The sequence below is a fragment of the Micromonospora sp. NPDC049230 genome (assembly GCF_040647875.1).
Lineage (GTDB): Bacteria > Actinomycetota > Actinomycetes > Mycobacteriales > Micromonosporaceae > Micromonospora.
The window spans coordinates 160,753-185,631 of the sequence record NZ_JBEZCZ010000003.1; the positions used below are offsets into that span (position 1 = coordinate 160,753).

At 72.2% G+C, this 24,879-nt stretch carries 22 protein-coding genes; 8 read left to right on the plus strand and 14 right to left on the minus strand.

All coding sequences use genetic code 11. The features are described from left to right. Positions 1 to 11: 11 nt before the first annotated feature. Entirely contained in the window at positions 12 to 1,970 is a 1,959-nt protein-coding gene (locus AB0A95_RS03830) for an amino acid transporter (protein WP_357554038.1), read from the minus strand. A 166-nt stretch (positions 1,971 to 2,136) separates the two neighbouring features. On the opposite strand from AB0A95_RS03830, the gene corA reads away from it, so the two are divergent. Continuing rightward, positions 2,137 to 3,267, plus strand: a complete 1,131-nt coding sequence (gene corA, locus AB0A95_RS03835) for a magnesium/cobalt transporter CorA (RefSeq protein ID WP_357554039.1) — start codon at positions 2,137 to 2,139, stop codon at positions 3,265 to 3,267. A 15-nt stretch (positions 3,268 to 3,282) separates the two neighbouring features. On the opposite strand, the gene AB0A95_RS03840 is transcribed toward corA, so the two are convergent. Further along, positions 3,283 to 3,465, minus strand: a complete 183-nt coding sequence (locus AB0A95_RS03840; protein WP_357554040.1) for a hypothetical protein — start codon at positions 3,463 to 3,465, stop codon at positions 3,283 to 3,285. Between the two features lie 499 nt (positions 3,466 to 3,964). Between AB0A95_RS03840 and AB0A95_RS03845 the strand changes: the two genes are divergently transcribed. Both AB0A95_RS03845 and AB0A95_RS03850 read left to right on the plus strand, forming a co-directional pair. Then, positions 3,965 to 5,233, plus strand: a complete 1,269-nt coding sequence (locus AB0A95_RS03845; protein ID WP_357554041.1) for an MFS transporter — start codon at positions 3,965 to 3,967, stop codon at positions 5,231 to 5,233. 65 nt (positions 5,234 to 5,298) lie between these two features. Next, positions 5,299 to 5,829 (plus strand): DUF664 domain-containing protein, encoded by a 531-nt coding sequence (locus tag AB0A95_RS03850; protein WP_357554042.1) that lies wholly within the window; start codon positions 5,299 to 5,301, stop codon positions 5,827 to 5,829. Between the two features lie 9 nt (positions 5,830 to 5,838). On the opposite strand, the gene AB0A95_RS03855 is transcribed toward AB0A95_RS03850, so the two are convergent. Next, the gene (locus tag AB0A95_RS03855; RefSeq protein WP_357554043.1) at positions 5,839 to 6,366 is read right to left on the minus strand and encodes a DinB family protein; all 528 of its coding nucleotides are present in this window, start codon (positions 6,364 to 6,366) and stop codon (positions 5,839 to 5,841) included. Positions 6,367 to 6,475: 109 nt separating this feature from the next. On the opposite strand from AB0A95_RS03855, the gene AB0A95_RS03860 reads away from it, so the two are divergent. Then, positions 6,476 to 7,387 (plus strand): DUF72 domain-containing protein, encoded by a 912-nt coding sequence (locus AB0A95_RS03860; protein WP_357554044.1) that lies wholly within the window; start codon positions 6,476 to 6,478, stop codon positions 7,385 to 7,387. A gap of 15 nt (positions 7,388 to 7,402) precedes the next feature. On the opposite strand, the gene AB0A95_RS03865 is transcribed toward AB0A95_RS03860, so the two are convergent. Together AB0A95_RS03865 and AB0A95_RS03870 are read right to left on the minus strand one after the other, a co-directional pair. After that, positions 7,403 to 7,774: a hypothetical protein gene (locus AB0A95_RS03865; RefSeq protein ID WP_357554045.1), complete on the minus strand. Its 372-nt coding sequence runs from the start codon at positions 7,772 to 7,774 to the stop codon at positions 7,403 to 7,405. A gap of 170 nt (positions 7,775 to 7,944) precedes the next feature. Beyond that, positions 7,945 to 8,574, minus strand: a complete 630-nt coding sequence (locus AB0A95_RS03870; protein ID WP_357554046.1) for a hypothetical protein — start codon at positions 8,572 to 8,574, stop codon at positions 7,945 to 7,947. Between the two features lie 196 nt (positions 8,575 to 8,770). Between AB0A95_RS03870 and AB0A95_RS03875 the strand changes: the two genes are divergently transcribed. After that, entirely contained in the window at positions 8,771 to 8,941 is a 171-nt protein-coding gene (locus AB0A95_RS03875; protein WP_357554047.1) for a hypothetical protein, read from the plus strand. Between the two features lie 15 nt (positions 8,942 to 8,956). On the opposite strand, the gene AB0A95_RS03880 is transcribed toward AB0A95_RS03875, so the two are convergent. Together AB0A95_RS03880 and AB0A95_RS03885 are read right to left on the minus strand one after the other, a co-directional pair. Then, entirely contained in the window at positions 8,957 to 9,820 is an 864-nt protein-coding gene (locus AB0A95_RS03880) for an alpha/beta fold hydrolase (RefSeq protein ID WP_357554048.1), read from the minus strand. A 100-nt stretch (positions 9,821 to 9,920) separates the two neighbouring features. Continuing rightward, complete coding sequence (locus AB0A95_RS03885) at positions 9,921 to 11,177, minus strand: hypothetical protein (RefSeq protein ID WP_357554049.1); 1,257 nt, start codon at positions 11,175 to 11,177, stop codon at positions 9,921 to 9,923. A gap of 279 nt (positions 11,178 to 11,456) precedes the next feature. Between AB0A95_RS03885 and AB0A95_RS03890 the strand changes: the two genes are divergently transcribed. The 3 genes from AB0A95_RS03890 (at position 11,457) to AB0A95_RS03900 (ending at position 16,881) form a co-directional block, all read left to right on the plus strand. Continuing rightward, the gene (locus AB0A95_RS03890; RefSeq protein ID WP_357554161.1) at positions 11,457 to 13,586 is read left to right on the plus strand and encodes a DNA topoisomerase IV subunit B; all 2,130 of its coding nucleotides are present in this window, start codon (positions 11,457 to 11,459) and stop codon (positions 13,584 to 13,586) included. A gap of 62 nt (positions 13,587 to 13,648) precedes the next feature. Then, on the plus strand, positions 13,649 to 16,132 hold the full coding sequence (locus tag AB0A95_RS03895) for a DNA topoisomerase IV subunit A (RefSeq protein WP_357554050.1): 2,484 nt from the start codon (positions 13,649 to 13,651) through the stop codon (positions 16,130 to 16,132). 230 nt (positions 16,133 to 16,362) lie between these two features. Continuing rightward, complete coding sequence (locus tag AB0A95_RS03900; RefSeq protein WP_357554051.1) at positions 16,363 to 16,881, plus strand: TrmH family RNA methyltransferase; 519 nt, start codon at positions 16,363 to 16,365, stop codon at positions 16,879 to 16,881. 23 nt (positions 16,882 to 16,904) lie between these two features. Here the strand turns inward: AB0A95_RS03900 and AB0A95_RS03905 are convergent, their stop codons facing one another. The 7 genes from AB0A95_RS03905 to pseB all read right to left on the minus strand — a co-directional run bounded on the left by AB0A95_RS03905 (position 16,905) and on the right by pseB (position 24,582). Then, complete coding sequence (locus AB0A95_RS03905; protein ID WP_357554052.1) at positions 16,905 to 17,540, minus strand: alpha-ketoglutarate-dependent dioxygenase AlkB; 636 nt, start codon at positions 17,538 to 17,540, stop codon at positions 16,905 to 16,907. A gap of 158 nt (positions 17,541 to 17,698) precedes the next feature. Then, positions 17,699 to 18,916, minus strand: coding sequence for a spore coat protein (locus AB0A95_RS03910; protein WP_357554162.1), 1,218 nt, complete (start codon positions 18,914 to 18,916; stop codon positions 17,699 to 17,701). Further along, complete coding sequence (locus AB0A95_RS03915) at positions 18,913 to 19,635, minus strand: glycosyltransferase family protein (protein ID WP_357554164.1); 723 nt, start codon at positions 19,633 to 19,635, stop codon at positions 18,913 to 18,915. The genes AB0A95_RS03910 and AB0A95_RS03915 overlap by 4 nt, the downstream gene beginning before the upstream one ends. A gap of 104 nt (positions 19,636 to 19,739) precedes the next feature. Further along, positions 19,740 to 21,515 carry a class I SAM-dependent methyltransferase gene (locus tag AB0A95_RS03920; RefSeq protein WP_357554166.1) on the minus strand — a complete coding sequence of 592 codons (1,776 nt, stop codon included), beginning with the start codon at positions 21,513 to 21,515 and terminating at the stop codon, positions 19,740 to 19,742. A gap of 70 nt (positions 21,516 to 21,585) precedes the next feature. Then, positions 21,586 to 22,434 (minus strand): hypothetical protein, encoded by an 849-nt coding sequence (locus AB0A95_RS03925; protein ID WP_357554053.1) that lies wholly within the window; start codon positions 22,432 to 22,434, stop codon positions 21,586 to 21,588. Positions 22,435 to 22,444: 10 nt separating this feature from the next. Beyond that, the gene (locus AB0A95_RS03930; RefSeq protein ID WP_357554054.1) at positions 22,445 to 23,602 is read right to left on the minus strand and encodes an aminotransferase class I/II-fold pyridoxal phosphate-dependent enzyme; all 1,158 of its coding nucleotides are present in this window, start codon (positions 23,600 to 23,602) and stop codon (positions 22,445 to 22,447) included. Next, entirely contained in the window at positions 23,599 to 24,582 is a 984-nt protein-coding gene (gene pseB / locus AB0A95_RS03935) for a UDP-N-acetylglucosamine 4,6-dehydratase (inverting) (protein WP_357554055.1), read from the minus strand. Before pseB ends, AB0A95_RS03930 begins: the two co-directional genes overlap by 4 nt. Between the last annotated feature and the right edge of the window lie 297 nt (positions 24,583 to 24,879).

Sequence of the window (24,879 nt, forward strand, 5' to 3'; positions counted from 1 at the left end):
CGGACCGCAGGTCAGCCGGCGTGCACGTGCGGCCGGCGGTGCGGGTCGGGCTCCTGGCGACGCAGGATCTCCCGGGTGACCGAGGCGATGGCCCCCTGCCCGAAGGCCAGGTACCGCAGGGTGTTGCGGCCCGGGCCGCCCTCGCTCCACTCGAAGTAGATGTGCGGGCGTCGCCGGCTCCGGTCGCGGATCTCCAGCAGCAGGGCGGCGAGCGCGGTGGGGACCGAGGAGGCGGCCAGGCTGAGCACCGGAAAACTGTCGTCCACCAGGCCGCCACGCACCAGCAACTCACTCTCGAAGTCCGACGGGTCGGTGACGTGCACCTCGACGAAGATCACGTCGCTGTCGTCGGGAAAGTCGTTGTCCGCCATGGTCTGGGCCAACTTGGCGCGGTACTCGGCCTCGTCGCGCCGGTCGGGCTCGTGGGCGATGAGCCGGATCCGCCGTCCGGCCCGCTCGTCGATCATCCGGGTCGCGACCGGGTCCAGCTCGACCCGGTCGACGCGCAGCTCGTACGCCCGCGACAGCCGGGAGAGCAGCGACACCACGATGATCCCGCCGATGAAGCAGGCCGCGATCTTGACGCCGTCGGGGCGTTCCACCACGTTCGCCACAGTGGTGTAGACGAAGGCCGCCGCGATGACTCCGAACGCGACACCGCGACCGCGCTGCCGCCGCCGGACCGCCGCGAGCGTCACGGCCGTCGCCGCCGAAGTGATCAACACCAGCACACCCGTGGCGTACGCGCCGCCCTGCGCGTCCACGCTGGCCTCGAAGACGACAGTGATCAGGAAGGCCACCGAGGTGAAGACCAGCACCAGTGGCCGGACGGCCCGCGCCCAGGCCGGCGCCATGCCGTAGCGGGGCAGGTAGCGGGGGACGAGGTTGAGCAGACCGGCCATCGCCGACGCCCCCGCGAACCAGAGGATCCCGATGGTGGACAGGTCGTAGACGGTGCCGAACACCTCCCCGAGGTGCTCGTGCGCAAGGTAGGCCAGCGCCCGGCCGTTCGCCGGCCCGCCCGGCCGGAAATCCTCCGCCGGGATCAGCACTGTGGTCGTCACGCTGCTGGTGATCAGGAAGACACTCATGATCACCGCGGCGGTGGTGAGCAGTCGGCGCGCGCCGCGGATCCGGCCCAGCGGGCGCGCCTCCGAGTCCCGCGGGTCGCCCCGGATGCTCGGCATCACGGCCACCCCGGTCTCGAAGCCGGACAGGCCCAGCGCCAGTTTCGGGAAGACCAGCAGCGACAGCCCGACCACCAGCCAGGGATCGCCGTGCGCGGTGGTCAGCGCGGTGGTCCAGTCCTCGACCGCGCTCGGATGCGTCACCACCCGCCACAGCGCGTCGACCACCACCACCGCGTTCAGCGTCAGGTAGACCGCGACCAGGACGACGGCGATCCCGATGGCCTCGGTGAATCCCTTGAGGAACACCGCGCCCAACAGCGCCACGAGCAGCAGCGTGAGCAGCACCTCGTGCCCCTTGAGCCCGTCCGGCCAGAACGGGTTCTCGTCGATGTGCGCTGTCGCGTCGGCTGCCGAGAGGGTGATGGTGATGATGAAGTCGGTGGCGGCGAAACCGAGCAGCACCAGCACCAGCAGCTTGCCGGGCCAGTAGCTCAGCAGACGTACCAGCATCGCGATGGAACCCTCGCCGTGCGGGCTCTCCACCGCCACCCGCCGGTAGACCGGCAACGCGCCCAGCAGCGTCACCAGCACCAACACCAGCGTCGCCACCGGCGACAGCGCCCCGGCGGCCAGCGCCGCGATGCCCGGCTGGTAGCCCAGCGTGGAGAAGTAGTCGACGCCGGTCAGGCACATCACCTTCCACCACGGGTGGTGCCGGTGCTCCGGCGGACGTCCGTGCGGCCCCGGATGCCGCGCGGCCTGGCCCGAGCCCGCGTCGAGCAACCACCCCCGCAGCCGTCCGGCGCGCCTGTCGACCTCCATCGGCGCGTCCCCCGTCATCCGCCCACGGTCACCGTGAGTATCCGCCAGTGCGGGTACGCGCGTCCGCCGGTGCCCGGAACCCGCCCGGCGGCGGTGCGGGTTTCGGGTCGCGGACACGGGGGATGCAGCGCCCCCGGGTTGGCGGGTGCGCGGGGCCGGACGGCACCGGGGGAGGGGACAGGGCATGGTCGCTGGCCGTCGCTTCCGCCCCGGTGGTGGCTTCGGTCGCCAACTGGACGAGTACGAGACGACGGAGGGTGTGCCGCCGCCGACGGAGTCACCCGAGGCGCCCACCGGTGGCCTGGTGGACAGCGCGGTCTACGTGCGCGGGCACCGCTTCGCCTCGCCGTCCGGCCTCGCCGAGACGTACCGCTGCCTACAGGAGCAGGACGGCGCGATGGCCTGGATCGGGCTGTACCGGCCCGACATCGACCAGATCACCTCCCTGGCCCGGGAGTTTCGGCTACACGACCTGGCGGTCGAGGACGCGATCAACGCCCACCAGCGACCCAAGCTGGAACGGTACGGGCACACCCTGTTCGTGGTGCTGCGTGCCGCCCGCTACGACGACCAGCGGGAGGAGGTCGAGTTCTCCGAGCTGCACCTGTTCATCGGGCCGGGCTTCGTGGTCACCGTCCGGCACGGCGAGGCCCCCGATCTGGCCGCGGTGCGGCGGCGGATGGAGACCGAGGCGCAGATGCTGGCCCGTGGCCCGCAGGCGGTCCTGTACGCGATCCTCGACCAGGTCGTCGACGGGTACGCGCCGGTGGTGGCCGGGCTGGAGAACGACATCGACGAGATCGAGACCCAGGTGTTCGGCGGCGACCCGAACGCGAGCCGGCGCATCTACGGCCTCAGCCGTGAGGTCATCCAGTTCCAACGCGCCGCCCGCCCACTGCTCACAGTGCTCGACGCGCTGGCCGACGGTGCCGGCAGTGCCAGCACCGACGAGGAACTGCGCCGCTACCTGCGCGACGTGACCGACCACCTGACCCAGGTGGTGGAGCGGGTGGACGGTTTCCGGCACCTGTTGCAGAACATCCTCACCGTCAACGCCACACTCGTCTCGCAGCAGCAGAACGAGGAGATGCGCAGCCTCAACGCGGCCAGCTACGCGCAGAACGAGGAGCTGAAGAAGGTCTCGTCCTGGGCGGCGATCCTGTTCGCCCCCACGCTCATCGGCACTGTGTACGGGATGAACTTCGTCCACATGCCGGAGTTGAACTGGCGCTTCGGCTACCTGTTCGCGTTGCTGCTCATGTTGCTGGTGTGCGGCACCCTTTACGTGATCTTCAAGCGGCGCGGCTGGCTGTGAACCGCCCGGCCGGGATCACTCGATGCCGCGCAGGATGTGCCGCTCGTCCTCGATGTCGTCGTCGCCGGCGATCCGGCCGAGTAGGACGGCCGCCGCCCAGATCGTCAGTGGTGTCGCCGCCCCGGTCATGCCGCCGCCGGTCCGGTCGTCCCGGGTCTGGCGTCGCTCCGCACGCGCTGGCCTGCGCTGAGCCTCCATGGGCCCCGCCTCTCCTCGTCGAAGCCGCCGTCGGTGGCGCGGCGTCAGCGCGCCACCGGTCGGGCGAACCACACTGGCGGGTCACCACCGGTACGACAGCCACCTCGAACCTTCCCACGCCCGGCCGCATTCGCACCGCTTGTTTTCCGGTTTCCGACTGCGACCCGCCAAACCGGACATTCTCGCCTTCGCCTTCGCCTTCGCCTGATCGTGCTCGATCCTGGTTGTAGTGGCCTCGTGCGCGCATCGAGGGGCACTCGTTCCTGGATCGAGCGCGATCTTCCTGGTACCCGCCGCGGTTTCACGAATATCGGGGCATCCCGGCGTCCCGGATACCGCGTCTTCACCAAACCCGAGTGGATCACCACCGGTCGCCTGAGTCTCGGCAGGCCCATGGGCGGTGCTGCGCCGGGTTTGCCATTTTCGTCCCGGTGGCAGCACGCGCCAGTGCGGAACGCTGCGGCGGTGCACGGACCGACCGGTTGGGTAGGGAGACCGGGTGAGCGGACCTGTTGACACGATCTCGCCCGTCGTCCCCGCCCGCCGAGCGCTGCCCCACTACCTCGTCGCCGCGACGCTCGCCCGGGGGGCGGACGCCGGCGCGGCGGTCGGGGTGGTGCTGCTGGCGACCCTGCCGGAGGTGGGGGCGGCCCGTCCGGCGCTGCTCGGCGGGTCGCTGGCCACCTGCCTGACCGCACCACACCTGCTCGGGCCGGTGCTGGCCCGTTGGCTGGACCGGGCGCGGGACGGCCGGGGCCGGCTGGCCGTGGGCTTCGCCACGTACGCCACGGCGGTCGCGGCGGCCGCACTGCTGCTCGGCCGGGTGCCGGTGGGTGTGCCCGCGGCGGTGCTGATCGTGGCCGGGACCTGCGGGCCGCTGATGACGGGAGGACTGAGCGGCCGGCTGGCCGGATTGCTCGACCCCGACGAGCGGGTGCAGCGTCGAGGTCAGGGCTGGGACGCGGTGACGTACGGCGTGGGCGGCAGCGCCGGTCCGGCCGTGGTGGCGGGCCTCGCCGCGCTGGCCGGGCCCCGGATCTCCCTGGTCGGGTTGGGTGCCGCCAGCCTGCTCGCGGCGGTCCTGGTGCGCACCCTGCCGGCAGGCGCACCCAGCGTAGGAGTGCCGGCGCGGGTGCCCGGGCGACAAGTGCCGGCGCGGGCCGTGCCCGCCGGGCGTGGTGCGCTCCGGGCGTTGCTCGGCCCCGGGCCACTGCGCCGGGTCACCGGGGTCACCACCCTCTCCGCGCTCGTCGGAGGGACGGTGCCGGTACTCGCTGTCACGTTGGCGGCGGACCTCGGTCGGCAGGCGGTCTCCGGTGCGCTGCTGGCCGCCGCCTACGGAGGCGGAAACCTTGCCGCCGCGCTCCTGGTCACCGCGTTTCCGCTGACCGGTGAGCCGGAGCGACTCGCCGTCCGGTGGGCGGCGATCAGCGCGGTGGGGCTCGCGCTCTGTGCCACAGTGCCCGGCTTTCCGGTGGCGCTCGCCGCGTTCGCCCTGGCCGGGGCAGCGACCGCGCCGCTGTTCGTGGCCACCCTGGCGGCTCGGTCGGCGTACGCGCCGGAGGCCGTGCGGGCGCAGGTGTTCGTGTCGACGGCCGCACTGAGGGGGGCTGCCGGCTCGCTCGGCATCGGGCTGGCCGGGGCACTCGCCCCACTGGGTCCGCGCCTGTTGCTGGTTGCCGGCGCGGCGCTCCCGCTCGCCGCCGCGCTGGCGGCGACGGTCTTCGCGCGGCGTGCCTCCACCGCCGCGACCATTCGATCACCGTAGCGACCGAGGTTTGCGCGCCCGTCCTCGGCGGTACCTGATCGGAAACCAACGAGGAGGCGTGCCCGGTGGACGTGAGTGACCTGCTGACCGAGACGTACGACCGGCTGCCCGACCTCATCCACACGGCGGTCGACGGCCTCAGCCCGGAGCAACTGCACCAGGCACCCGGCGAGGGCGCCAACACGATCGGGTGGCTGGTCTGGCACCTGACCCGGGTGCAGGACCACCACATCGCCGACCTGCTCGACACCGAGCAGATCTGGGTCAGCGGCGACTGGGCGGGCCGGTTCGGGCTCACCGCCGACCCGGACGACACCGGTTACGGTCATTCGGCAGCCCAGGTCGAGGCGGTGCGGCCGGAGAGCGCGCAGGCACTCGTCGACTACTACGAGGCGGTGGCGTCGCGGACCGGATCGTTCCTGGCCGGCCTGCGCCCGGCGGACCTGGACCGGGTGGTCGACGAGTCGTGGGACCCGCCGGTCACCCTCGGCGTCCGCCTGGTCAGCATCGCCGACGACGACCTGCAACACGTCGGCCAGGCCGCCTACGTGCGCGGCCTGATCAGGGCCGAGGCGCCCGCCAACAGCGGCCGATAGGCCCGATGCTCAGCCCATCGTCTTCGCGCCGTCGATCGACTCGCGCAGGATGTCGGCGTGCCCGGCGTGCTGGGACGTCTCGGCGATCAGGTGCAGCAGCACCCGGCGGACCGTCCATGTCGCCCCCGGCTCGAACCAGGGCGCCTGCGGCAGCGGGTGTGCCGTGTCCAGGTCGAGGGTGGCGATCAGCGCGTCGGTCTGGTCGGCAACCGCCCGGAACCGCTCGACCAGACCGGCGAGGGTCTCGCCCGGCACCATCTGGAACTGACCGACCCAGTCGATCTCCTCGCGCTGCATCGCCTCCGCCCCGCCCACGGCGAAGAGCATCCACCGGTGCTCGACGCCGGCCACGTGCTTGACCAGGCCGCCGAGGCTCAGCTCGCTCACCGTCGGGCGGGTGGCCGCCTGCTCGTCGGTGAGACCGTCCACGGTGTGCAGGAGGAAACCCCGGTGCCGGCGCAGCGACTGTAGGAGATCGGCCCGCTCGCCGGTGAGCTGCTCGGTGCTGGTCATGCCGCCACCCTTCGTCGATGTCATCGGTGCCACCGTAGGCCCCGGCACCGACACTTCCGGTGCCGGACACGACGTGCGACGTACGAGCCGCCAGCGGTTGCCGATTCGCGTCCGCGGCGGTCCACTGAATGACATGGGTGTGATCAAGGTGGGTACGTCGTCCTGGGCCGACCAGTCGCTGCTGCGCTCGGGGTGGTACCCGCGCTCGGCCAACACGCCGGCCCGTCGGCTCGGTTTCTACGCCGGCCGGTTCCCGCTGGTCGAGGTGGACACGTCCTACTACGCGATACCCGTGCCGGAGACCACGCAGGGCTGGGTCGACGCCACACCCGACGACTTCACCTTCGACGTCAAGGCGTTCAGTCTCTTCACCGGCCATCCGACGCCGGTCGCCGCGCTACCCAGGGACCTGCGTCCGACCGCCGGCCCGAGCCGGATCCGCCGCCGGGATCTGCCGGAGTCGGCGTACGACGAGCTGTGGGCCCGGTTCCGCGCGGCCCTGGACCCGATCGCGGCGGCCGGCAAGCTGGGCGCGGTGCTGTTGCAGTTCCCACCGTGGCTGGTGCGCGGTGCGGCCGCCGAAAGTCGGATCGTCGAGCTGGCGCGGCGCTGCCGGCCGTGGCGGGTGGGTGTGGAGCTGCGGCACGGCTCCTGGTTCGACGGTCCGGCCGCGTCAGACACACTGGACCTGCTGCGCGCGCACGACTTGTCCCTGGTCTGTGTCGACATGCCGCAGGGGCACCCCTCGTCGGTGCCGCCGATCCTGACCACGACGGCGGAGCCGGCGATCGTCCGGTTCCACGGCCACAGCCGGGCCTGGGGCGACGGCGACAAGCAGGAGAAGTTCCGGTACGCGTACGACGACGCCGAACTCGCGCACTGGGCCGGGCGGTTGGCCGAGCTGGCCGGCCCGACCGACGACCTGCACGTGTTGTTCAACAACTGTTGTGCCGGTCAGGCCCAACGCGACGCGACCCGGCTGGCGCAACTGCTCGCCGAGACGATGGTCGCGGACCGGACCGTCGCGGCCGGATCAACCGGCTGAGCGTCCACGGCGCGCTCAGGAGCGTCGGCCCCGACTGCGCAGCGCGTCCTGCGTCGAATCGCCGATGTCGGCGTCGTCCGGGAAGCTCCGGCCGCTGGGTGCCGGGTCCGGTGGGGCGCCGGGGCCGGCGATCGTCGTACGGGTCGGCTCCACCGAGCCGAAGCCGTGCCGTCCCGCCGGGTCGGTCCGGCCCGTCGGGGCGCCCGCGCGCCGTTCCCCGCGTCGTCCCTCGGGCACCGCGGTCTCCTCGCTGCCCTCGTCCATCGGCGAGTCCGCGTCGGCGCCCCAGGGCGCGTCGGCGTCGAAGCCGTCGCCACCGCCCCACGGCTGGGTCGCCTCCGGCTCCTGCCGGTCGTTGTCACCGCTGCGTCCCTTGTGCGCCGTCATGGCCACCCCGCTCGTCGGTCCGCCGCTGCCGGCGGACGGTGTGCCGTTCTCGGGTCGCGCCCGCCCGCGCCGGTGCGGTCGCAGGAGCGTCGTCGCCGCGTCGGGGAGCGCGCGGGACCGGCCGGCGCCCCGCCGTCGAGAGGGCGGCGGGACGCGGGCCGGCCCGGCGTTCAGCGTCCGGCCATCGCCATCGGCCGTTTGCCGTTGCTCATGCCGGCCATCTTGATCATGCCCTTCGAGGCGCCCTTCATGCTGCTGCCCCGGCCGAGAATCCCCTTGAACACCTGGCCGGGCTTCTGCTGCTCACCCATGTACGCGGTGACCACCACAAGGGCCCCGGTCAACGCCGGAATGGCCCACTGGAGCAGCTTCATCTGCCGCTGTGAGGAGGCCACACTCGCCGGGGTCTGGTGGTTCGGCTCGGTGGTCCCGCTCACCGGCGAGGCACCTGCCTTCTCCAGGCGCATGCCGACCAACCGGCTGTAGCCGGTCACGGCCAGCGCGCCGATCGTCAACGCCGTCTTGATGGCGCTGGTGCGGCCCACCCCGGCCTGAGCCGCAACGCGTGGGCTCTCCGTCACCAACTCGCCGACCGCACCGGCCAGGTGCGCGCCGATGGCGGCGGCGTTGACCGGGGTCCATCTGGACCATCCGGCCGACGCGACCGAGAGTCGCTGGGTCGAGTCGCTGATCTTCCCGGCTGCGCCGTTGACGCCGAAGGCACCCATGAGGGAGCCGCCGAACCAGGCCGCGAGACCCAGATCGTGCATCGAGCGCAGTGCGGTATGCCGTTCGGACATGTGATCCCCTTCCGCCGTGTTGGGCGCTGCGGCTTACCCGCCGCCCGGGCGGCTAACCCCGTCACCCGGCGGGCGATCGGCACCGCACCGGCAGGACCGCGACATTCGGGTATCGAGGTGCCGCACCACCGCCGGCAGGAGTCGTTCGCGCGGTGGCGGGTAGATCCCGAGCGACGCTGACGGAGAGGGGAACGGGATGTCGCAGCCGGACGAGAGTCGGGAGAAGACCCCGAAAACCGACGCGGTGCTCATGCACCCGGACAACGACCCACACCGGAACACCGCGGAGGTCGCGCCGCGCAAGGACCACGCGAAGATCCAGGTGGAGCGCGACGGCGAGCTGGCGCCGCTCGACCAGGACGAGTGAGCGGCCCGGATCGGCTCAGCGGGGCGGCAGGTCGCCGGCGAAACGGGCGATCCGCCGCGCCAACGGGGCGCTCGCGCGGACCCAGGTGAAGTGGTCCAGAGCCGCACCGGCCTGCGCCACCGTGTAGCGCTCCCGAGTGAGTGGGGCCGCGGCGAGCTTCGCGCAGAGGGCGTCCATCGTCTCGTGCGGGGTGTACTGGTCGTCGTCCACACTGACCGCCAGCGTGGGCGTGCGCACCGCGCGTACCGCGGCCTCGGTGTCCGTGCCGTTCAGCCGGGGAAAACGGCCGGTGCGCGCGGTGTGGGCCCAGTCGCGGATCACGCCGCGTGCCTGCCGGCCGCCGAAGCCCCAGCCCGGCCAGACCCGCAGCAGGGCCGCGGTGGCGGCGATCCCCTGGGTGTACGGCAGGACGCCGAGGCCGCGCAGGCCCGGGTAGTGTCGCCAGTACGGGATGCCGACCGCGATCAGCGCCAACGCGTCCACCTCGTCGCCGCCGTGCAGGGCGAGGTGCAGCAGCGCGGCCTGACCGCCGAGCGAGTGGCCGAGCAACAGCCGGCTACGCCCGTCCAGCCGTGGCTTGAGGGTGGCCAGAACCGCGCCGACGTCGTCGGCCAACTCGGCGTAGCCGTAGCTGTCGGCCCGGCTCGGCGGCGGAGTGCTCGCCCCGTGTCCGCGCAGGTCGGCGACGACCACGGCCAGCCCGGCGGCGCGTAGCGTGGCCGCGAACGGCCGGTAGTAGCGGGCCCGCACACCCATCGCCGGCCAGATGACGACCACCGGCGCACCCGTCGTGTCGGGCGGTTCGGGGTAGACCTGCACACCCAACCGGCCGCCGTCGACGTCGACGAACTCCTGCGCGTACTCCGGATCTTGATCCACCGGCCCAGCCTACGGTCCCGGCGTTACCGGCGGGTAGCCGACGGTGGGCGGACGCGACGGAGGGCCCCGCCGCGGCGGAGCCCTCCGGTTGGCGACGCGGTCAGGAGACCGAGATCGTCCCGTTGCCGGCGCGGACGCAGGCGACCGAGCGGGCGCTGGTGGTGGCGGCGCCACTCAGGCACTGACCGAGCACCTGGTGACCCGTGGCGTTCGGGTGCCAGGACTCCTGGCAGGTCTGGAAGTAGCTGACGCAGGTGTTGGCGATCCGCTGGATGTCGAGCTTGTCCTTGCCGGACAGGCTGGTGACGAAGGTGCCGCTCGCGCCGTCCTGGAGCCGGATCGGCGTGGCCAGCGAGCCCGTCGGGCTGTTGGTCTGCTCGCACAGCCGGGCGCCGTTGAAGGCCTGCTGCACGTTCAGGTAGACCAGTTCGTCGGCGGGGAACTCGGCCGCGAGGGTGTCCCGGGCGGACTTCACGATGGTGCCCAGGCCCTGCGAGAACCGGTGTCCGGGCGCCAGGCTGGCCCGGTGGATCGGGCAACCCGCCGCGTACCGCTCGGCACCCAGGTCACGGAACTTGTCCCGGGTGTCGTCGCGGCTGTCCTCCTCGTAAAACTGCGGGTTCAGGTCCAGCGGCAGCGGGTTCGTGTAGTCCTGGAACACCACCCGGTGCTGTCCGTCCGCGTCGATCTGGTCCAGGGTGGTCAGGATCTGGCGTACGGCGGCGGTGGTCTCCGCGGTCGCGGCGCTGAGCTGTGCGGCGGTGGCCAGGTCGGCGTCGCTGCACGGCTTCTGTTCCACCGGTCCGTTCAGGTACGCCCAGAACTCCCACCAGCCGGTCCAGGCGTCGGCGATGAACCGGTTGGCGCACTTCTCCGCGACGCTGCCGAAGGTGAACGAGCTGTTGTTGGAGCCCAGGCCGACCAGCACCAGGTCGATGTCCTGGGTCTGCGCGACGGCGCGGAGCTGGTCGAGCTGCGCGGCGACGGTCCGGCCGTTGGCCCGCGCCTGCGAGGCGTTGGCGATGTCGTGCGGCTGGCCGCCGGAGCAGGCCAGGTTGAACCGGTTCTGGATGCCCGGCAGGTTGGCCTGGTGCAGCGAGGCGTTTGCCGAACGGTGGCAGAAGAACGCGTTGTTGTTCGCCGCGGTCCAGCCGGGGAAGCCCTGGGCGACGCCGTTGACGTCGACCACCGGGGTGTACGCCCCGGCGCCCTCGCCGCTGATGAAGCTGTCGCCGAGGGCCACCGCGGCGGTGGGCAACGCGGCGGACGCGGGTGCGGGCAGCGCGACGGCGGTCGACAGCGCGGCCATGGCGATCGTTAGTCCCGCGGCGAGCGCGGTACGCCGGAACCTGGGCATGGGGCCCCCATCCATCGAAAGATGAAAGATTTTCTGAGAGCGCGATCACATCACCCCTGTGCAACGGGCGTCAATGGCCCGTAACAGATTCGTTCGATGAAAGACATGTGGCGCACTCCTGTCGCTTTCCGCAGGCGCGCGTCCAACCGACCGTGATCGTGCTTTCGGTGCGTGGTTCGGCGCTCACCGGCTGACTGTTCGCTGGCTCACGTCCGAGGGCCACCGCGCGGCGGGTCGCGTAGGTCCTCCGGGAGTTGTCCTAGCCTCGGGCTAGGCTCGCTGCGGCGCGCCACGCCGGCTGATGTCGCCGGTGACCGGCAGCACACAGCCGAGACCGGGGAGTACGACCAGTTGACCGCAGAGCCTGACACCCTGTACGGGGCCGATGACCTCACCCACCTTGAGGGGCTGGACGCTGTCCGCAAGCGGCCCGGCATGTACATCGGCTCCACCGACAGCCGTGGCGTGGGTCACCTCGTCAACGAGATCCTCGACAACTCCACCGACGAGGGTGTCGCCGGTCACGCCGGCCACGTCGAGGTGATCCTGCACGCCGACGGCTCGGTGCAGGTCGACGACGACGGCCGGGGCATCCCCACCGACGTGCACGCCAAATCCGGCATCTCCGGCGTCGAGCTGGTGCTGACCCGGCTGCACGCCGGCGGCAAGTTCGGCGGCTCCGGCTACAAGACCTCCGGCGGCCTGCACGGCGTCGGCGCCTCGGCGGTCAACGCGCTGTCCCGCCGCTTCGACGTGACGGTCCGCCGGGCCGGCAAGATCCACACGATGTCGTTCCGGCACGGCGTCCCGGGCGTCTTCGACGGCGCCGGGCCGGACGCGCCCTTCACCGCCGGCCCCGGCCTCCAGGTCACCGGCGCGATGAAGCGCGGCCAGCGCACCGGCACCTCGATCCGCTGGTGGCACGACGCCCGCTACTTCGAGACCGGCGCCGCACTCGACGTGGACGCCGTCCGCACCAAGCTGCGCAACACCGCCTTCCTGGTCCCCGGCGTGACCTACCTGCTGCGTGACCTGACCGGCGAGGCGCCCGCCGAGGAGCGGTTCCACTACCCCAACGGGCTCAGCGACATGGTGGAGTTCCTCGCGCCGGCCGGCGACCGGCCTGTCTCCGGCACCCTGCTGGTCAACGGCGAGGGGACCTACCGGGAGAACGCCGCCGACGCCAACGGCGTCATGCAGTCCAACGTGCAGCGGCGCGCCGAGGTCGAGGTGGCGTTCCGGTGGGGCACCGGCTACGACCGCACTGTCGAGTGCTTCACCAACACCATCCGCAACGCACACGGCGGCACCCACCGCAAGGGCTTCGAGCGGGCCCTCGTCCGCGCCCTCGCCGACGCGGTGCGCAACACCCGCGGCCTGCTCAAGGCCAAGGAGGAGCCGCCCGTCCTGGACGACGTCCTGGAGGGGATGACCGCGGTGGTGCACGTGCGCATCCCCGAGCCCCAGTTCACCTCGCAGACCAAGGACGAGCTGTCCACCCCGGGGATCACGAAGGTGCTCCAGGGCCTGGTCGACGCGCACGTGAAGGCCTGGCTGGAGGACCGGCGCACCAAGGCCGAGGCCCGCACGGTCCTCCAGAAGATCGTCGACGCGGCCCGGGTGCGACTCACCCAGAAGCAGCAGAAGGACGCCGCCCGGCGCAAGACCGCCCTGGAGGGCGCGTCCATGCCGCCGAAACTCGTCGACTGCCGGGCCACCGGCATCGACCGCAGCGAGCTGTTCATCGTGGAGGGCGACAGCGCGTTGGGAACGAGCCGGATGGCCCGTTCCTCGGAATACCAGGCGCTGCTGCCGATCCGCGGCAAGATCCTCAACGTGCAGAAGGCCAACCTCCAGCAGGTTCTGGACAATGCCGAGTGCGCGGCCATCGTGCAGGTCCTCGGCGCCGGCTCGGGGCGCACCTTCGACCTGTCCGCGCTGCGCTACGGCCGTGTGCTGATCATGGCCGACGCCGACGTGGACGGTGCCCACATCCGGACGCTGCTGATCACCCTTTTCGCCCGCTACATGCGCCCGCTCATCGAGGCCGGCCGGCTCTACGCCGCGATGCCGCCCCTGCACAAGATCACCACCAGGGGGCGCAACCCGCAGACCACCTACACCTACACCCAGGCCGAGATGGAGACGACGGTCCGCAAGCTGGAAAAGGCCGGCAAGCAGATCGTCACGCCCATCCCACGGTTCAAGGGTCTCGGTGAGATGGACGCCGACGAGTTGTGGGACACCACGATGAACCCGGCCACCCGTGCCGTCCGCCGGATCACCCTCGACGACGTCGACGCCGCCGAACGCATCCTCGAACTGCTGATGGGGGAGAAGGTCGAGCCGCGCCGCAACTGGCTCATCGACTCCGCCGACCGCGTCGACCGGGACGCGATCGACGCATGAGCGAGCGACAGCGAGCGAATTTTCGATGCCGCGCCCGTACCGTTCCCGTGGAGAGCTGAGTCATGGCACGCCGTAAGGAAAACAAGGTCGACCTCTCCTCGTTCGACCAGGCCGGCGCGCGGGTCTTCGACAACCCGCTGGTCACCGAGGTCTCCGACTCCTACCTGGAGTACGCGTTCTCGGTCATCCACTCCCGCGCCCTGCCCGACGCGCGCGACGGCCTCAAGCCCGTGCACCGGCGCATCCTCTGGTCGATGTACGAGCAGGGCTACCGCCCGGATCGCGGCCACGTGAAGTCTGCCCGAATTGTCGGGGATACGATGGGAAAGTACCATCCACACGGTGACACGGCGATCTACGACGCGATGGTCCGCCTCGCGCAGGACTTCTCGCTCAACGTGCCACTCATCGACGGGCATGGAAATTTTGGATCCCCGGACGATGGTCCGGCTGCCTCAAGATATACAGAAGCGCGAATGTCCCGTGAGGCGATGCTGCTCGTCGGTGAGCTGGGCGAGGACACCGTCGATGTCGAGCCCAACTACGACGGGTCGCTGACCCAGCCGACAGTGCTGCCGGCCGCGTTCCCCAACCTGCTTGTCAACGGCGCGTCCGGGATCGCGGTCGGCATGGCCACCAACATGATCCCGCACAACCTCGCCGAGGTCGTCTCCGCGGCCCGTTGGCTGATCAACCATCCGGACGCCACGCTGGACAAACTCATGGAGTTCGTTCCCGGCCCCGACCTGCCCACCGGTGGGGTGCTGCTGGGTCTGGACGAGGTGCGCCGCGCGTACGAGACCGGGCGCGGCGTGGTGCGCATGCGCGGCAAGGTGGAGATCGGCCCGATCGAGGGCAGCCGGGGTCGCCAGGCGATCACCGTGGTCGAGCTGCCCTACGGCGTCGGCGCGGAGAAGGTCATCGCGGCGATCACCAACGAGGTCACCAAGACCAAGCGGCTCACCGGCATCGCCGACGTCAAGGACCTCACCGACCGGGAGAGCGGCACCCGGCTCGTCGTCGAGTGCAAGGTGGGTGTCAACCCGCAGGCGCTGCTCGCCGACCTCTACCGGCTGACGCCGCTGGAGCAGTCCTTCGGCGTCAACAACCTGGTCCTGGACGGCGGGCAGCCGCGCACGCTGGGGCTGAAGGCGTTGCTGGAGGTGTTCCTGGCGCACCGGTACGAGGTGGTCACCCGGCGCACCTCGTACCGTCGGCGCAAGCGCCAGGAGCGACTGCACCTGGTCGACGGTCTGCTGATCGCGCTGTTGGACATCGACGAGGTGGTCCGGCTGATCCGGGGCAGCGACGACGCGCAGGCCGCGAAGGACGGGCTGATGAGCCGGTTCGGTCTGTCCGACATCCAGGCGACCTACATCCTGGACACTCCGCTGCGCCGGTTGACCAAGTTCGACCGGATCGAGCTGGAGGCCGAGCAGGAACGGCTGCGCGCCGAGATCGCCGAGTTGAGCGCGATCCTCGACGACGAGCGGGTGCTCAAGAAGCTGGTCTCGGACGAGTTGGCGGCGGTGGTCAAGCAGTTCGGCACCGAACGGCGTACGACGCTTGTCGACGGCGACCTCAAGGAGGTGCTGGCGGCGTCCGTGCCGGCCGGTCCGCTGGAGGTCGCCGACGACCCGTGCCAGGTGATCCTGTCCGCGACCGGGCTGGTCGCCCGGACCGCGGCCGAGTCGGAGGAGAGCGCCGAGGGGCGTCGGCGCAACGGCCGGGTCAAGCACGACACGGTACGCGCGATCGTGCACTCCACCGCCCGTGGTCGGGTGCTGCTGCTGACCAGTGCGGGTCGGGCCTTCAAGGTCGACGTGCTGCCGCTGCCGGTGTTGCCCGAGCAGGCCGGCACGGTGTCGCTGCGCGGTGGCATGTCCGCGGCCGAGTTGGTGCCGTTGGCGGCGGGGGAGACAGTTGTCGGTCTTGCCCCGTTGGGTGGGCAGGCGGAGGGCTCACCCGGTCTGGCGCTGGGCACCCGGCAGGGCGTGGTGAAGATCTGCGCGCCGGAGTGGCCGGTGCGCTCCGACGAGTTCGAGGTGATCGGCCTTCGGGACGGTGACGAGGTGGTCGGTGCGACCTGGTTGACCGACGGCACCGAATCGCTGACGTTCGTCACCTCGGAGGCGTCGCTGTTGCGCTTCCCCGCCGGGCTGGTCCGTCCGCAGGGCCTCAAGGGCGGCGGGATGGCCGGCATCAACCTGCCGGCGGGGGCGCGGGTGGCGTTCTTCGGCGCGGTCCGCACCGACGACCCGGGGCATGGCGAACCGATGGTGGTCACCTCCACCGGCGCGACGGTCAAGGTGACGCCGTTCAAGGCGTACCCCGCGAAGGGCCGGGCGACCGGCGGCGTGCGCGCGCACCGCTTCCTCAAGGGTGAGACGGACGTGGTCGTCGCCTGGGTGGGTCCGCGCCCGGTCGGCGCTACCGGCACCGGCGACCCGGTGGAGCTGCCCACGGCGGATCCGCGCCGCGACGGCTCCGGCTTCGCGGTGATGCTCGGCCCAACGGTGGTGGGCCACGTGATCGAACGCGACTGACCCGCCTGCGTGCCGGCCCGGCCCGAAGATTCGCGCAACTTCGGGGAAGTTGCTGCCTCAGACGTGCCGCAGGCAGCAGTTTCCCCGAAGCTGCGCGGATCTTGAGGGGTTGAGCACGATCATGCGGAGGGAGCGTATGGTGGTGGCCTTGTCGTCGGTGAGGGTTTGGGTGCGCCGCTAAGCACCTCTTACATGACTTCTTTCTTGTCCGGCGGAGTCGCCGGGGCGGCGTGAGCGCCGCGATCCGGGTCCGCTCGCCGCGCGAGTTGCGCGCCGCCCGCCGGCCTCGGGCCCACCGCTGCTGGGGTCACCTGATCGCCGCCCCACTCTGGCCGCTGCACGGGGCGAACCTGGGCACCCTGTTACGGACGTGCGACGCGGTCGGTGCGTGCCTCGCCGTGCCCCCGTTCCGCTGGGTGGACGAGGCGGTGGCCCGGGGCAACACGCTGCGTCGGCCGGGTTGCGTCCACCGGGTCGGCAGCCCGCTGCGTTGGCTGGCCGCCGAACGGGCCGCCGGCAGCCGGATCCTCGGGGTGGAGCTGGCCGACGAGGCCGTCCGGCTCGGTGACCTGCCCGCCGCTCGGGGACGCACTGTGGTGCTGCTGGGGCACGAGGCGACGGGCATCCCGCCCGAGGCGCTCGACCATCTGGACGCGGCGGTGGAGATACCCATGGTCGGCCATGGCCACAGCCTGAACGTCGCGGTAGCTGGCTCCCTGGTCCTCTACAAACTCGCCGGCCTCCTCTAGCCCGCCTCCTGCGGGGCTCGGGTTCAGGCGACGTTGTGCGGGCGGAACTGGACGCTGACCCGGGGGCCGACCGGGCGGGCGGTTTTCGGGATGGCGTGTTCCCAGGTGCGTTGGCAGGAGCCACCCATCACGATCAGGTCGCCGTGGCCCACCGGGAAGCGCAGGCTGTCGCCGCCGCCACGAGGGCGCAGCAGCAGGGGGCGGGGCGCGCCGAAGGACACGATCGCGACGATGGTGTCGGCGTGTGCGGAGCGGCCGATGGTGTCGCCGTGCCAGGCGACGCTGTCCCGGCCGGACCGGTAGAGGCACATGCCGGCGGTGACGAAGGGCTCGCCCAGCTCGGGCGCGTAGTGCCGGGTCAGCGCGGCCCGTGCCTCGGTGAGCACCGGGTGGGGCAGTTGCCGGTCGCCGGAATACCAGCAGAGCAGTCGGGGCACGTCGACCTCGCTGTCATACATGGTGCGCCGCTCGGCCCGCCAGGGGACCTTGGTGAGCAGGGTGTCGAGGACGGCGTCGGAGCCGTGCACCCAGCCGGGAAGGTGGTCGACCCAGGCGCCCCGGCTGAGCTGGTGCCGGCGGAGCAGACCGGGCAGCGGCCCCAGTGTCGGCCCGGCGTCGGTCAGGTCGAGCATCGACGGCTGGTAGGCGGCCTGCGTCATACGGCCACCCTAGCAGCACTTTCGTACACCCGTGCTAGGGGCGGAGCGCGTCGGCCCGCTGCCGTCCGGGAAGATCGTGCTCGATCCACGCCCTAGCGGCCTCCCGAGCGTTCGAGGGGACTGTTTCCAGGTTCGAGCACGGTCGTGGCCTGCCGGGGTCAGCCGGGAACGGCGGTGGCGCGCAGGGCGTCGAGCACCTCGTCCACGACCCGGGCCCGGCCCTGCCCGTCGACTGTCGACCAGGCCCGCGCGGCGAGCGTGGCGCGGCGCTGCGGTGCGCTGAGCAGCCCGTGCAGGGTCCGCGCCGCCGCCGCGCGGGCGGCCCGTCCGGCGACGCCGGCGTCGGTCAGCTCCGGCAACTCGCCGAGACCGGCGGCCAGTCCGTGGCGCACCACCCGGGTGTACGACTCGCGTTGGTTGTCGACGACGCACACCAGTGCGGCGGGTGCGCCCAGGCAGCACAGTTCCCAGGTGGACGTGCCGGCGGCGCTGACCACCAGGTCCGCTTCGGTGATCAGGGTCGGTAGTGAGGTGGTGGGCGGGATCGGCCGGATGATCTGCCCACGGCCGGGGGTGATGTCCTCGACCTCGGCCTCCAGCTCGGGTCGGCCGACGACGACAGTGAGGTCCATCGGGTGGCCGGTGGCGACCAGCACCCGGGTCAGCACCGGGGCCGCGCCGACCGCGTCGGTGCCGCCGAAGAAGGCCAGCACCCGGGGGCGGCTCACCGCCGTGGCGGGCTGGGGCACCGCCGGCCGGGCGGTGATCACGGAGTCGCGCAGCAGGGCGTACCGGCTGCCGGCGAGCACCAGGCCCGGCAACCCCGCCCCGGGACCCGGGCCCGGCAGCCCCGCCCGGGCCGCGACATCCCGGCCCGGCGGCAACGCCCCGACTTTCCGGCCCGGCAGCTCCGCGCCGACTTCCCGGCCCGGCAGCCCCGCCGCGACATCCCGGTCCGGCAGCTCCGTCCCGGGACCCCGGCTTGTCAGCTCCGCGCCGAAGTTCTGGTCGAGATAGAGGTCGGCGGCCTGGCCGCGGGTGTCCCCGTCGATGATGGCGAGGGTGAACACGCCGGCGGCGCGCAGCGCGCCCGCCCCGGCCGGGTCCAGCTCATAGGAGTCGAGGACCACGACGTCCAGCTCGTGCCGGCGGGCTGCCTCGACCAGCTCGGCTGGCGAATCCGGGCCCGGGTGCAGGGGGATGCCTCGTGCGGCCAGCTCCGTGGTGGCCCAGGGGAGCTGTTCGACGGTGCCGAACACGGCGACGTGGGCGCCTCGGGCGAGGAATTCCTCGGCGAGCGCGAGGCAGCGTACGAGGTGGCCGACGCCCCGCCGTGGGCTCGCGTCGCAGCGCAGCCCGACCCGCGGCGTACTCAGGACTCCTCCAGTTGTTTCTGTCGGACGTCGGCGTTGAGCGCGCGCACCTCGGGCTGTCCGTGCAGCCAGTCGGCGAGTTTGGCCAGCGGCACGCTGACGTCACCGAAGTGGTCGACGACCGCGCTGACCAGCGCCCAGTCCTGCTCGGTGTCGAGGGTGAGTCGCAGCGCGGAGTGGTCCGGGGTGAGCGTCACACCGAGCACCCGGAACAGCTCCGGATGGGTGTACGCGTACGAGGTCACGTGCACCCGGTGGTGGTCGGTGGCGAGCCGGCCCAGGGTACGCAGCGTCTCCGCTCGGATGATCTCGACGTCCAGCCCGCGGGGCAGGGTGCGGGCGATGGACGTGCTCGCGTAGTCCAGCCCGGGGACCGCCCGGTACACCGACGCGACCAGGGCGATGATCTCCGGATCGAGCAGCGGGCAGTCGGCGGTGAACCGCATGACCGCGTCGCCCGGGTGCGCCGCGAGGGCGCCGACGAAGCGGTCCAGCACGTCGTCGACCGGCCCGCGGTGGCACGCCACGCCCAGCCACGCGCACTCGGCCACCACGGCGTCGTCGGCCGGGTCCGTGCTGGTCGCGACGACCAGGTCGGCCAGGACACCGCTGTGGCGGGCGGCGCGTACCACCCGGCCCAGCACGGAACGCCCGGCGAGCGGGCGGAGCACCTTGCCGGGCAACCGCGACGATCCCATCCGGGCCTGCACGATGCCGACGATCCGGGGGGCGGCAGCGTCCGGAGGGGCCGCGCCGTCCGTCGGGGCCGCGCCGTCCGTCGAGGCCACATCGTCCGGAGGGGTCAGCCCGGGTGCCGGTACGCCCGTCACTGCTGCTCCTCCTCCTTCGTAGTGAGCACTGCGGTGGCTCGGCGCTTGGCGGCGCGGGCACCCCGCTTGGCGAGTCGGGCCGGGGTGATGGCGAGCCGGCCCACCCGGTAGCTGAGTGATCCGCTGAGCAGGCCGATCGTCGTCTCGGCCCGGCGCAGCGCCCGTTCCCGGGAGGTGAGCAGTTCCTCGGTCCAGGCGGTCAGCGCGGCCAGCCGGGTGAGTTCCTCGCGTTGGCGCAGCCACGCCTCGCGCAGTTGTTGGTAGCTGCGCGCACCGACCGGCGGGTCGGTCGGTGCGACGGCGTGCAGCTCGGTGGCGAGGTGGATCCGGCCGTCCGGGTCCAGCCCGTGCAGGGCGGCGGCGATGGCCGCCTCGGCCTCCACCGCCTCGGCGACTGTCGCGCGGTCCAGGTCGTGGCCGGCGAGGCCGCCGAGCACCACGGTCAGGCCGGTGACGTCGAGGGTGGACGACCACGGGTGGGCGTACCCGCCGGTGAGCAGGCCCGCCGCGAAGCGCCACAGGCCGCGGGCCAGCACCACGTCGGCGGGCAGGGCGTCGGTGGCGTGCCAGCTCGGGTCGAGCACCGCGTACCGCTCACCGTCGACGACCACGTTGTCGGTGCCGGCCAGCGCCGCCGCGCCACCGATCCGGCCGTCGGTGTCGGCCTGGTCGGCGAGCCAGCCCGCGTACCCGTGCAGGAGCGTGCGCAGGGCGACCAGGTCGCGGCGCAGGGCCGCGTCGAGCAGCAGGGTACGCAGCAGCCGGCCGGACGGCACCGGCCCGGACAACGCGTCCGTGTCCCGGTACGCGGCCTCGCGGCTGGCGAAGGGCGCGGCGGCCGGCGGGTTCGTGCCGGCGGTGGCGGTCAGCCCCCAGCGCCAGCCCGACGGGCCGTGTCGCACCTCCAGCACGCCGATCCCGGGTTGCCCGGTCTGCGCGAGCACCACAGGCAGATCCGGGTCGACGGCCGGTGCGGTGGGAGTCGCCGGGTCGGCGGGCCGGTGGGCGAGCACCAGCCAGCCCGGCGCGAGGTCGGCGGCGCGGCCGGCGTGCAGCGCGTCCACCGCCAGTCGGGCCGGGTCCTGGAGCACCGTGTCACCGGTGAAACCGCCGGCGCAGGCGCCGTGCAGCACCGCGTCGAAGAGGCCGGATCCGGCGTCGGAGTCGAGGTGGTCGGCGTCGAGCAGCGCGGTCGGGGTGCCGGCGTCGGGGTACGCGGCCCAGCACGCGCCCGGCCGCAGCCCCGCCGCGGTGAGCCGCTCGCGGAGTTGCTCCCGGTTTGCGGGGTGGGCCCGGTCGAGGACGCCGCCGATCGTCCACGCGGAGTCCTCCCGGCCGGCGTACCAGGGGGTGGTGGCGACGAGTCGGTGCAGGCCGAGCGGGTTGTCCACGCGCAGCAGCAGCGCGCCACCGGGTCGCAGGGCGGCGACCAGTCGTGCCAGTACGCCGTCCCACCCGAGGCGGGTGCCCTCCACCGACTCCACCGGGTCCAGGCCGGCGGCGGCGATCACCACGTCGTACGTCTCGTCGTCGGGCAACCCGGCCGGCCCGCCCACCACCAGGTGGGCGGCGCGCGGGGCGAGCGCGACAGCGTCCGGGTGGCTGCGCAGCAGGGCTGTCACCTCGGCGTGGCCGAGCCTGTCGAGCAGGGCCGGGTCGTGTGGCCCGGCTACCAGCACCCGGGCGCCGGGCGGCACGAGCCGGGCGGCCAGCGCGGCGAGGGGCCCACCGTCGGCCAACCGCTTCTGCGGCAGGTCGGACCAGGCCAGCATCTCGCCGCCGGGCAGGGTGATCCGCCCGGCACGTGCCGTCGCAGACGCTGCGAGGTTCCCCGACAGCCTCTCAGTCGTCACTGTGGTCCTCTTCCTCCTGGAGGTTCGTCCAACCGAGCAGTTCCCGCAGCTCGGCCGGGGTGCAGCGGTGGTCGGTGCCCAGTTCGGCGCGGGCGATCTCGACGGCGGTGGGCATGTCGACCTCGGTGCCGTGCAGCTGTGGCCACTGTCGCCTGATGCGGGCCGTCCCGCCGAAGGTCGGGTCCTCGTTGGACAGGATCATCGGGTCGCCGTAGACCGCCGGTTCGCAGCCGGCCGCGATGCCGTAGAAGATCGCACTGGTCAGCCGGTTGGATGCTACCCGGCGGTGTCGACGCAGCTCGGTCAACTGCTTGTCGAGGAACTCCGGGTCGGTGTCCTTCCACCAGTGTCCCCGGTAGCCGTGGCAGATCACCCGGAAGCCGGCGCGCTCGTAGAGTCGACGGACGCTGCGCATCCGGTACTCGTGCCAGTAGAGGCAGACGGTGACCGGGCCGGGTTCGGTGTCCTGGATCAGGGCGATCAACTTCCGGTGGTCACCCTTGACGTGCTGGCCCTCCCACCCGTGGAACGGGTACCAGATGGTGCCCTCCCGCTCCTCGTCCGGCGGTTGCTCGGGGCGCAGGGCCAGCAGGTAGCTGAACGGGGCGCCGATGACGACCACGTTGCGCCGCCCCACCGACCAGGCCCGCCGACGGGTCTGTTCGGACCAGAGCAGGCTCGGGGCGCGCTCGGCGTACGGGTGACCGGGTGCCAGCCCGTCGCCGATGTTCCAGCCGTGCTGCACGTACCCGTTGATCCGCGGTGGGTGCCGGTCGCCGAGACCGGCGTAGCGGGCCAGCACGTGCGCGTGGCCGTAGAAGTGGTTGGCGTGGTGCATCAGGTTCCCATCAGGCGGCGGAACGCACCGAGCCGACCCGCAGAGCCGCGGTCAGCCCGTCGATGACGCGATCCTGCTCGGCGTCGCCGAGCCCCGGGTAGAGCGGCAGGGACAGCTGCTGGGAGTAGAACGACTCGGCCACCGGGCAGGACCCGCGCCGGTAGCCGAGGTCGGCGAAGGCCGGGTGCCAGTGCACCGGAAGGTAGTTGACCTGCACGCCGATGCCGGCGGCGCGCATCCGGTCGTACACCTCGCGGCGACGCCCGTCGAGCACCCGGATCGGGTAGAGGTGCCAGGCCGGGTCCGCCCAGGACCGGCGGGTCGGCCGGAGTACGCCGTCCAGGTCAGCAAGCGCCTCGTCGTAGCGGGCGACCAGGGCAGCTCGTCGGGCCTTGAACTCGCCGAGCCGGCGCAGTTGGCTGCGGCCCAGGGCGCAGAGCACGTCCGGCAGGCGGTAGTTCAGCCCGAACTCGTGCACCTCCTGGTGCCAGCCGCCCTCGTCGGCGAAGCGCAGCTCGTCGCGGTCGCGGACCATCCCGACGCCGCGGAAGCGGCGGGCCCGGCGCAGGATCCACGGGTCCAGCGCGGCGACGGCGCCACCCTCGGCGGTGGTCAGGTTCTTGGTGGGGAAGAACGAGAACGTGGTCAGGTCGGCGAGCGAGCCGACCGGCCGGCCGTGGTACGTGCCACCGATCGAGTGCGCCGCGTCGGCGAGGAGCAACGCGTCGGTGCCCGCGACCGAAGCGCGCAGCGCGTCGTAGTCGGCGGGGTGGCCCGCGTAGTCGACAGCGGCGACGACAGTCGTCCGCGAGGTGACGGCGTCGGCGGCGGCGGCCGGGTCGAGGCAGAACGTCTCGTCGTCGACGTCGGCGAACACGATCTTCGCGCCCAGGGCGACAGCGCTGCTGGCGGTCGCCACGAACGTCATCGGCGGGACCACCACCTCGTCGCCCGGTCCCACCCCGGCCGCCGCGTACGCCACGTGCAGCGCGGCGGTGCCGTTGGAGACGGCGGCGACGCCGACGCCGCCGGTCCACGCCGCGAGGTCGGCCTCGAAGGCGTCGACCTGTGGACCGGTGGTGAGCCAGTCGCCGCGCAGCACGTCGGCGACGGCGGCGATGTCGTCCTCGGTGATCGAGTGCCGGCCGTACGGGAGCATCCCCGTCATGCGGTGAGGCCGAGCATGTCGCGCAGCTGTTCGACGGTGAGCCACTCGTCGTTGGTGTCCGACTGGTAGGCGAAGCCGTCCGGCACCGGGTCGCAGTCGACCGGCGGCTGGTAGCCCCAGGTGGCGATTGTCGGCTGGACGATGAACCGGCCGTCGGCGCGCAGCGTCCGCCGGCTGTCGTCGGGGGCGATCATCTCCTCGTGCAGCTTCTCGCCCGGCCGGATCCCGATCTCGTGGGTGGTGGCGTCCGGGGCCACGGCCTCGACCAGGTCGAGGATGCGCATGCTCGGGATGCGCGGCACGAACAACTCGCCGCCCTGCATCTGGTCGAACGAGTCCATGACGAACTGCACGGCCTGGTCGAGCGTGATCCAGAAACGGGTCATCCGCTTGTCGGTGATCGGCAGGCTCTTGCCCTCGGCGGCGAGCCGGCGAAACAGCGGGACGACCGAGCCGCGGCTGCCCACCACGTTGCCGTAGCGCACGACGGAGAACCGGGTGGGGTGCTGGGCGGCGTAGTGGTTGGCCGAGACGAACAGCTTGTCACCGACGAGCTTCGTCGCGCCGTACAGGTTGATGGGGCTGGACGCCTTGTCGGTGGAGAGCGCGATGACCTTCCGGACGCCGGCCTCGATCGCGGCGTCGACGACGTGCTGCGAGCCGGTGATGTTGGTGGCGATGTACTCGGAGGGGTTGTACTCAGCGGTGTCCACCTGCTTGAGCGCGGCGGCGTGCACCACGTGGTCCACGCCGTGCATGGCCCGGGTGAGGCGGTGCCGGTCCCGGATGTCGCCGATGAACCAGCGCAGCCGGGGGTCGTCACCGAGCTGCTGGCGCAGCTCGTACTGCTTGAGTTCGTCGCGGGAGAACACCACCACCCGGGCGGGGTCGGCCTCGGTGAGGATGTGCCGGAGGAACGTCCTGCCGAAGGAACCCGTTCCCCCGGTGATCAGAATGGACGATCCATTCAACTCACTCAATGTGGTGCTCCCGTGGTCGTGGATGAACGGGCGGCCCTCGGCCGGCCGACCGGGGTGAGACGCTAGCCATGGCGGGTTAACTCCCCGACGCTCGCGGGTTAACCGCGCCCGGTGCTCCTGTGAATGCCGAGCACCGCGTAGGCAAACACTTCCGACCTGTCCGCGATGGGCCTGACCAGGGTGGATCGGGCCGCTACAGTGACCGGCGCGAGTGACCAGGCAGCCCGGTTCGCGGCCGGTCGCGCGTCCACCCGACATCCGCACCGGCTCGGTGCGAGCGGGTCACCCCACGCGTCA

What these genes read in the sequence shown, in the direction of transcription:
- AB0A95_RS03830 (WP_357554038.1), bottom strand. Translation starts at nt 1,970, where the DNA reads ATGACGGGGGACGCGCCGATGGAGGTCGACAGGCGCGCCGGACGGCTG.
- corA (WP_357554039.1), top strand. Translation starts at nt 2,137, where the DNA reads ATGGTCGCTGGCCGTCGCTTCCGCCCCGGTGGTGGCTTCGGTCGCCAA.
- AB0A95_RS03840 (WP_357554040.1), bottom strand. Translation starts at nt 3,465, where the DNA reads ATGGAGGCTCAGCGCAGGCCAGCGCGTGCGGAGCGACGCCAGACCCGG.
- AB0A95_RS03855 (WP_357554043.1), bottom strand. Translation starts at nt 6,366, where the DNA reads ATGACATCGACGAAGGGTGGCGGCATGACCAGCACCGAGCAGCTCACC.
- AB0A95_RS03860 (WP_357554044.1), top strand. Translation starts at nt 6,476, where the DNA reads ATGGGTGTGATCAAGGTGGGTACGTCGTCCTGGGCCGACCAGTCGCTG.
- AB0A95_RS03865 (WP_357554045.1), bottom strand. Translation starts at nt 7,774, where the DNA reads ATGACGGCGCACAAGGGACGCAGCGGTGACAACGACCGGCAGGAGCCG.
- AB0A95_RS03870 (WP_357554046.1), bottom strand. Translation starts at nt 8,574, where the DNA reads ATGTCCGAACGGCATACCGCACTGCGCTCGATGCACGATCTGGGTCTC.
- AB0A95_RS03875 (WP_357554047.1), top strand. Translation starts at nt 8,771, where the DNA reads ATGTCGCAGCCGGACGAGAGTCGGGAGAAGACCCCGAAAACCGACGCG.
- AB0A95_RS03885 (WP_357554049.1), bottom strand. Translation starts at nt 11,177, where the DNA reads ATGCCCAGGTTCCGGCGTACCGCGCTCGCCGCGGGACTAACGATCGCC.
- AB0A95_RS03895 (WP_357554050.1), top strand. Translation starts at nt 13,649, where the DNA reads ATGGCACGCCGTAAGGAAAACAAGGTCGACCTCTCCTCGTTCGACCAG.
- AB0A95_RS03905 (WP_357554052.1), bottom strand. Translation starts at nt 17,540, where the DNA reads ATGACGCAGGCCGCCTACCAGCCGTCGATGCTCGACCTGACCGACGCC.
- AB0A95_RS03920 (WP_357554166.1), bottom strand. Translation starts at nt 21,515, where the DNA reads ATGCTGGCCTGGTCCGACCTGCCGCAGAAGCGGTTGGCCGACGGTGGG.
- AB0A95_RS03925 (WP_357554053.1), bottom strand. Translation starts at nt 22,434, where the DNA reads ATGCACCACGCCAACCACTTCTACGGCCACGCGCACGTGCTGGCCCGC.
- AB0A95_RS03930 (WP_357554054.1), bottom strand. Translation starts at nt 23,602, where the DNA reads ATGACGGGGATGCTCCCGTACGGCCGGCACTCGATCACCGAGGACGAC.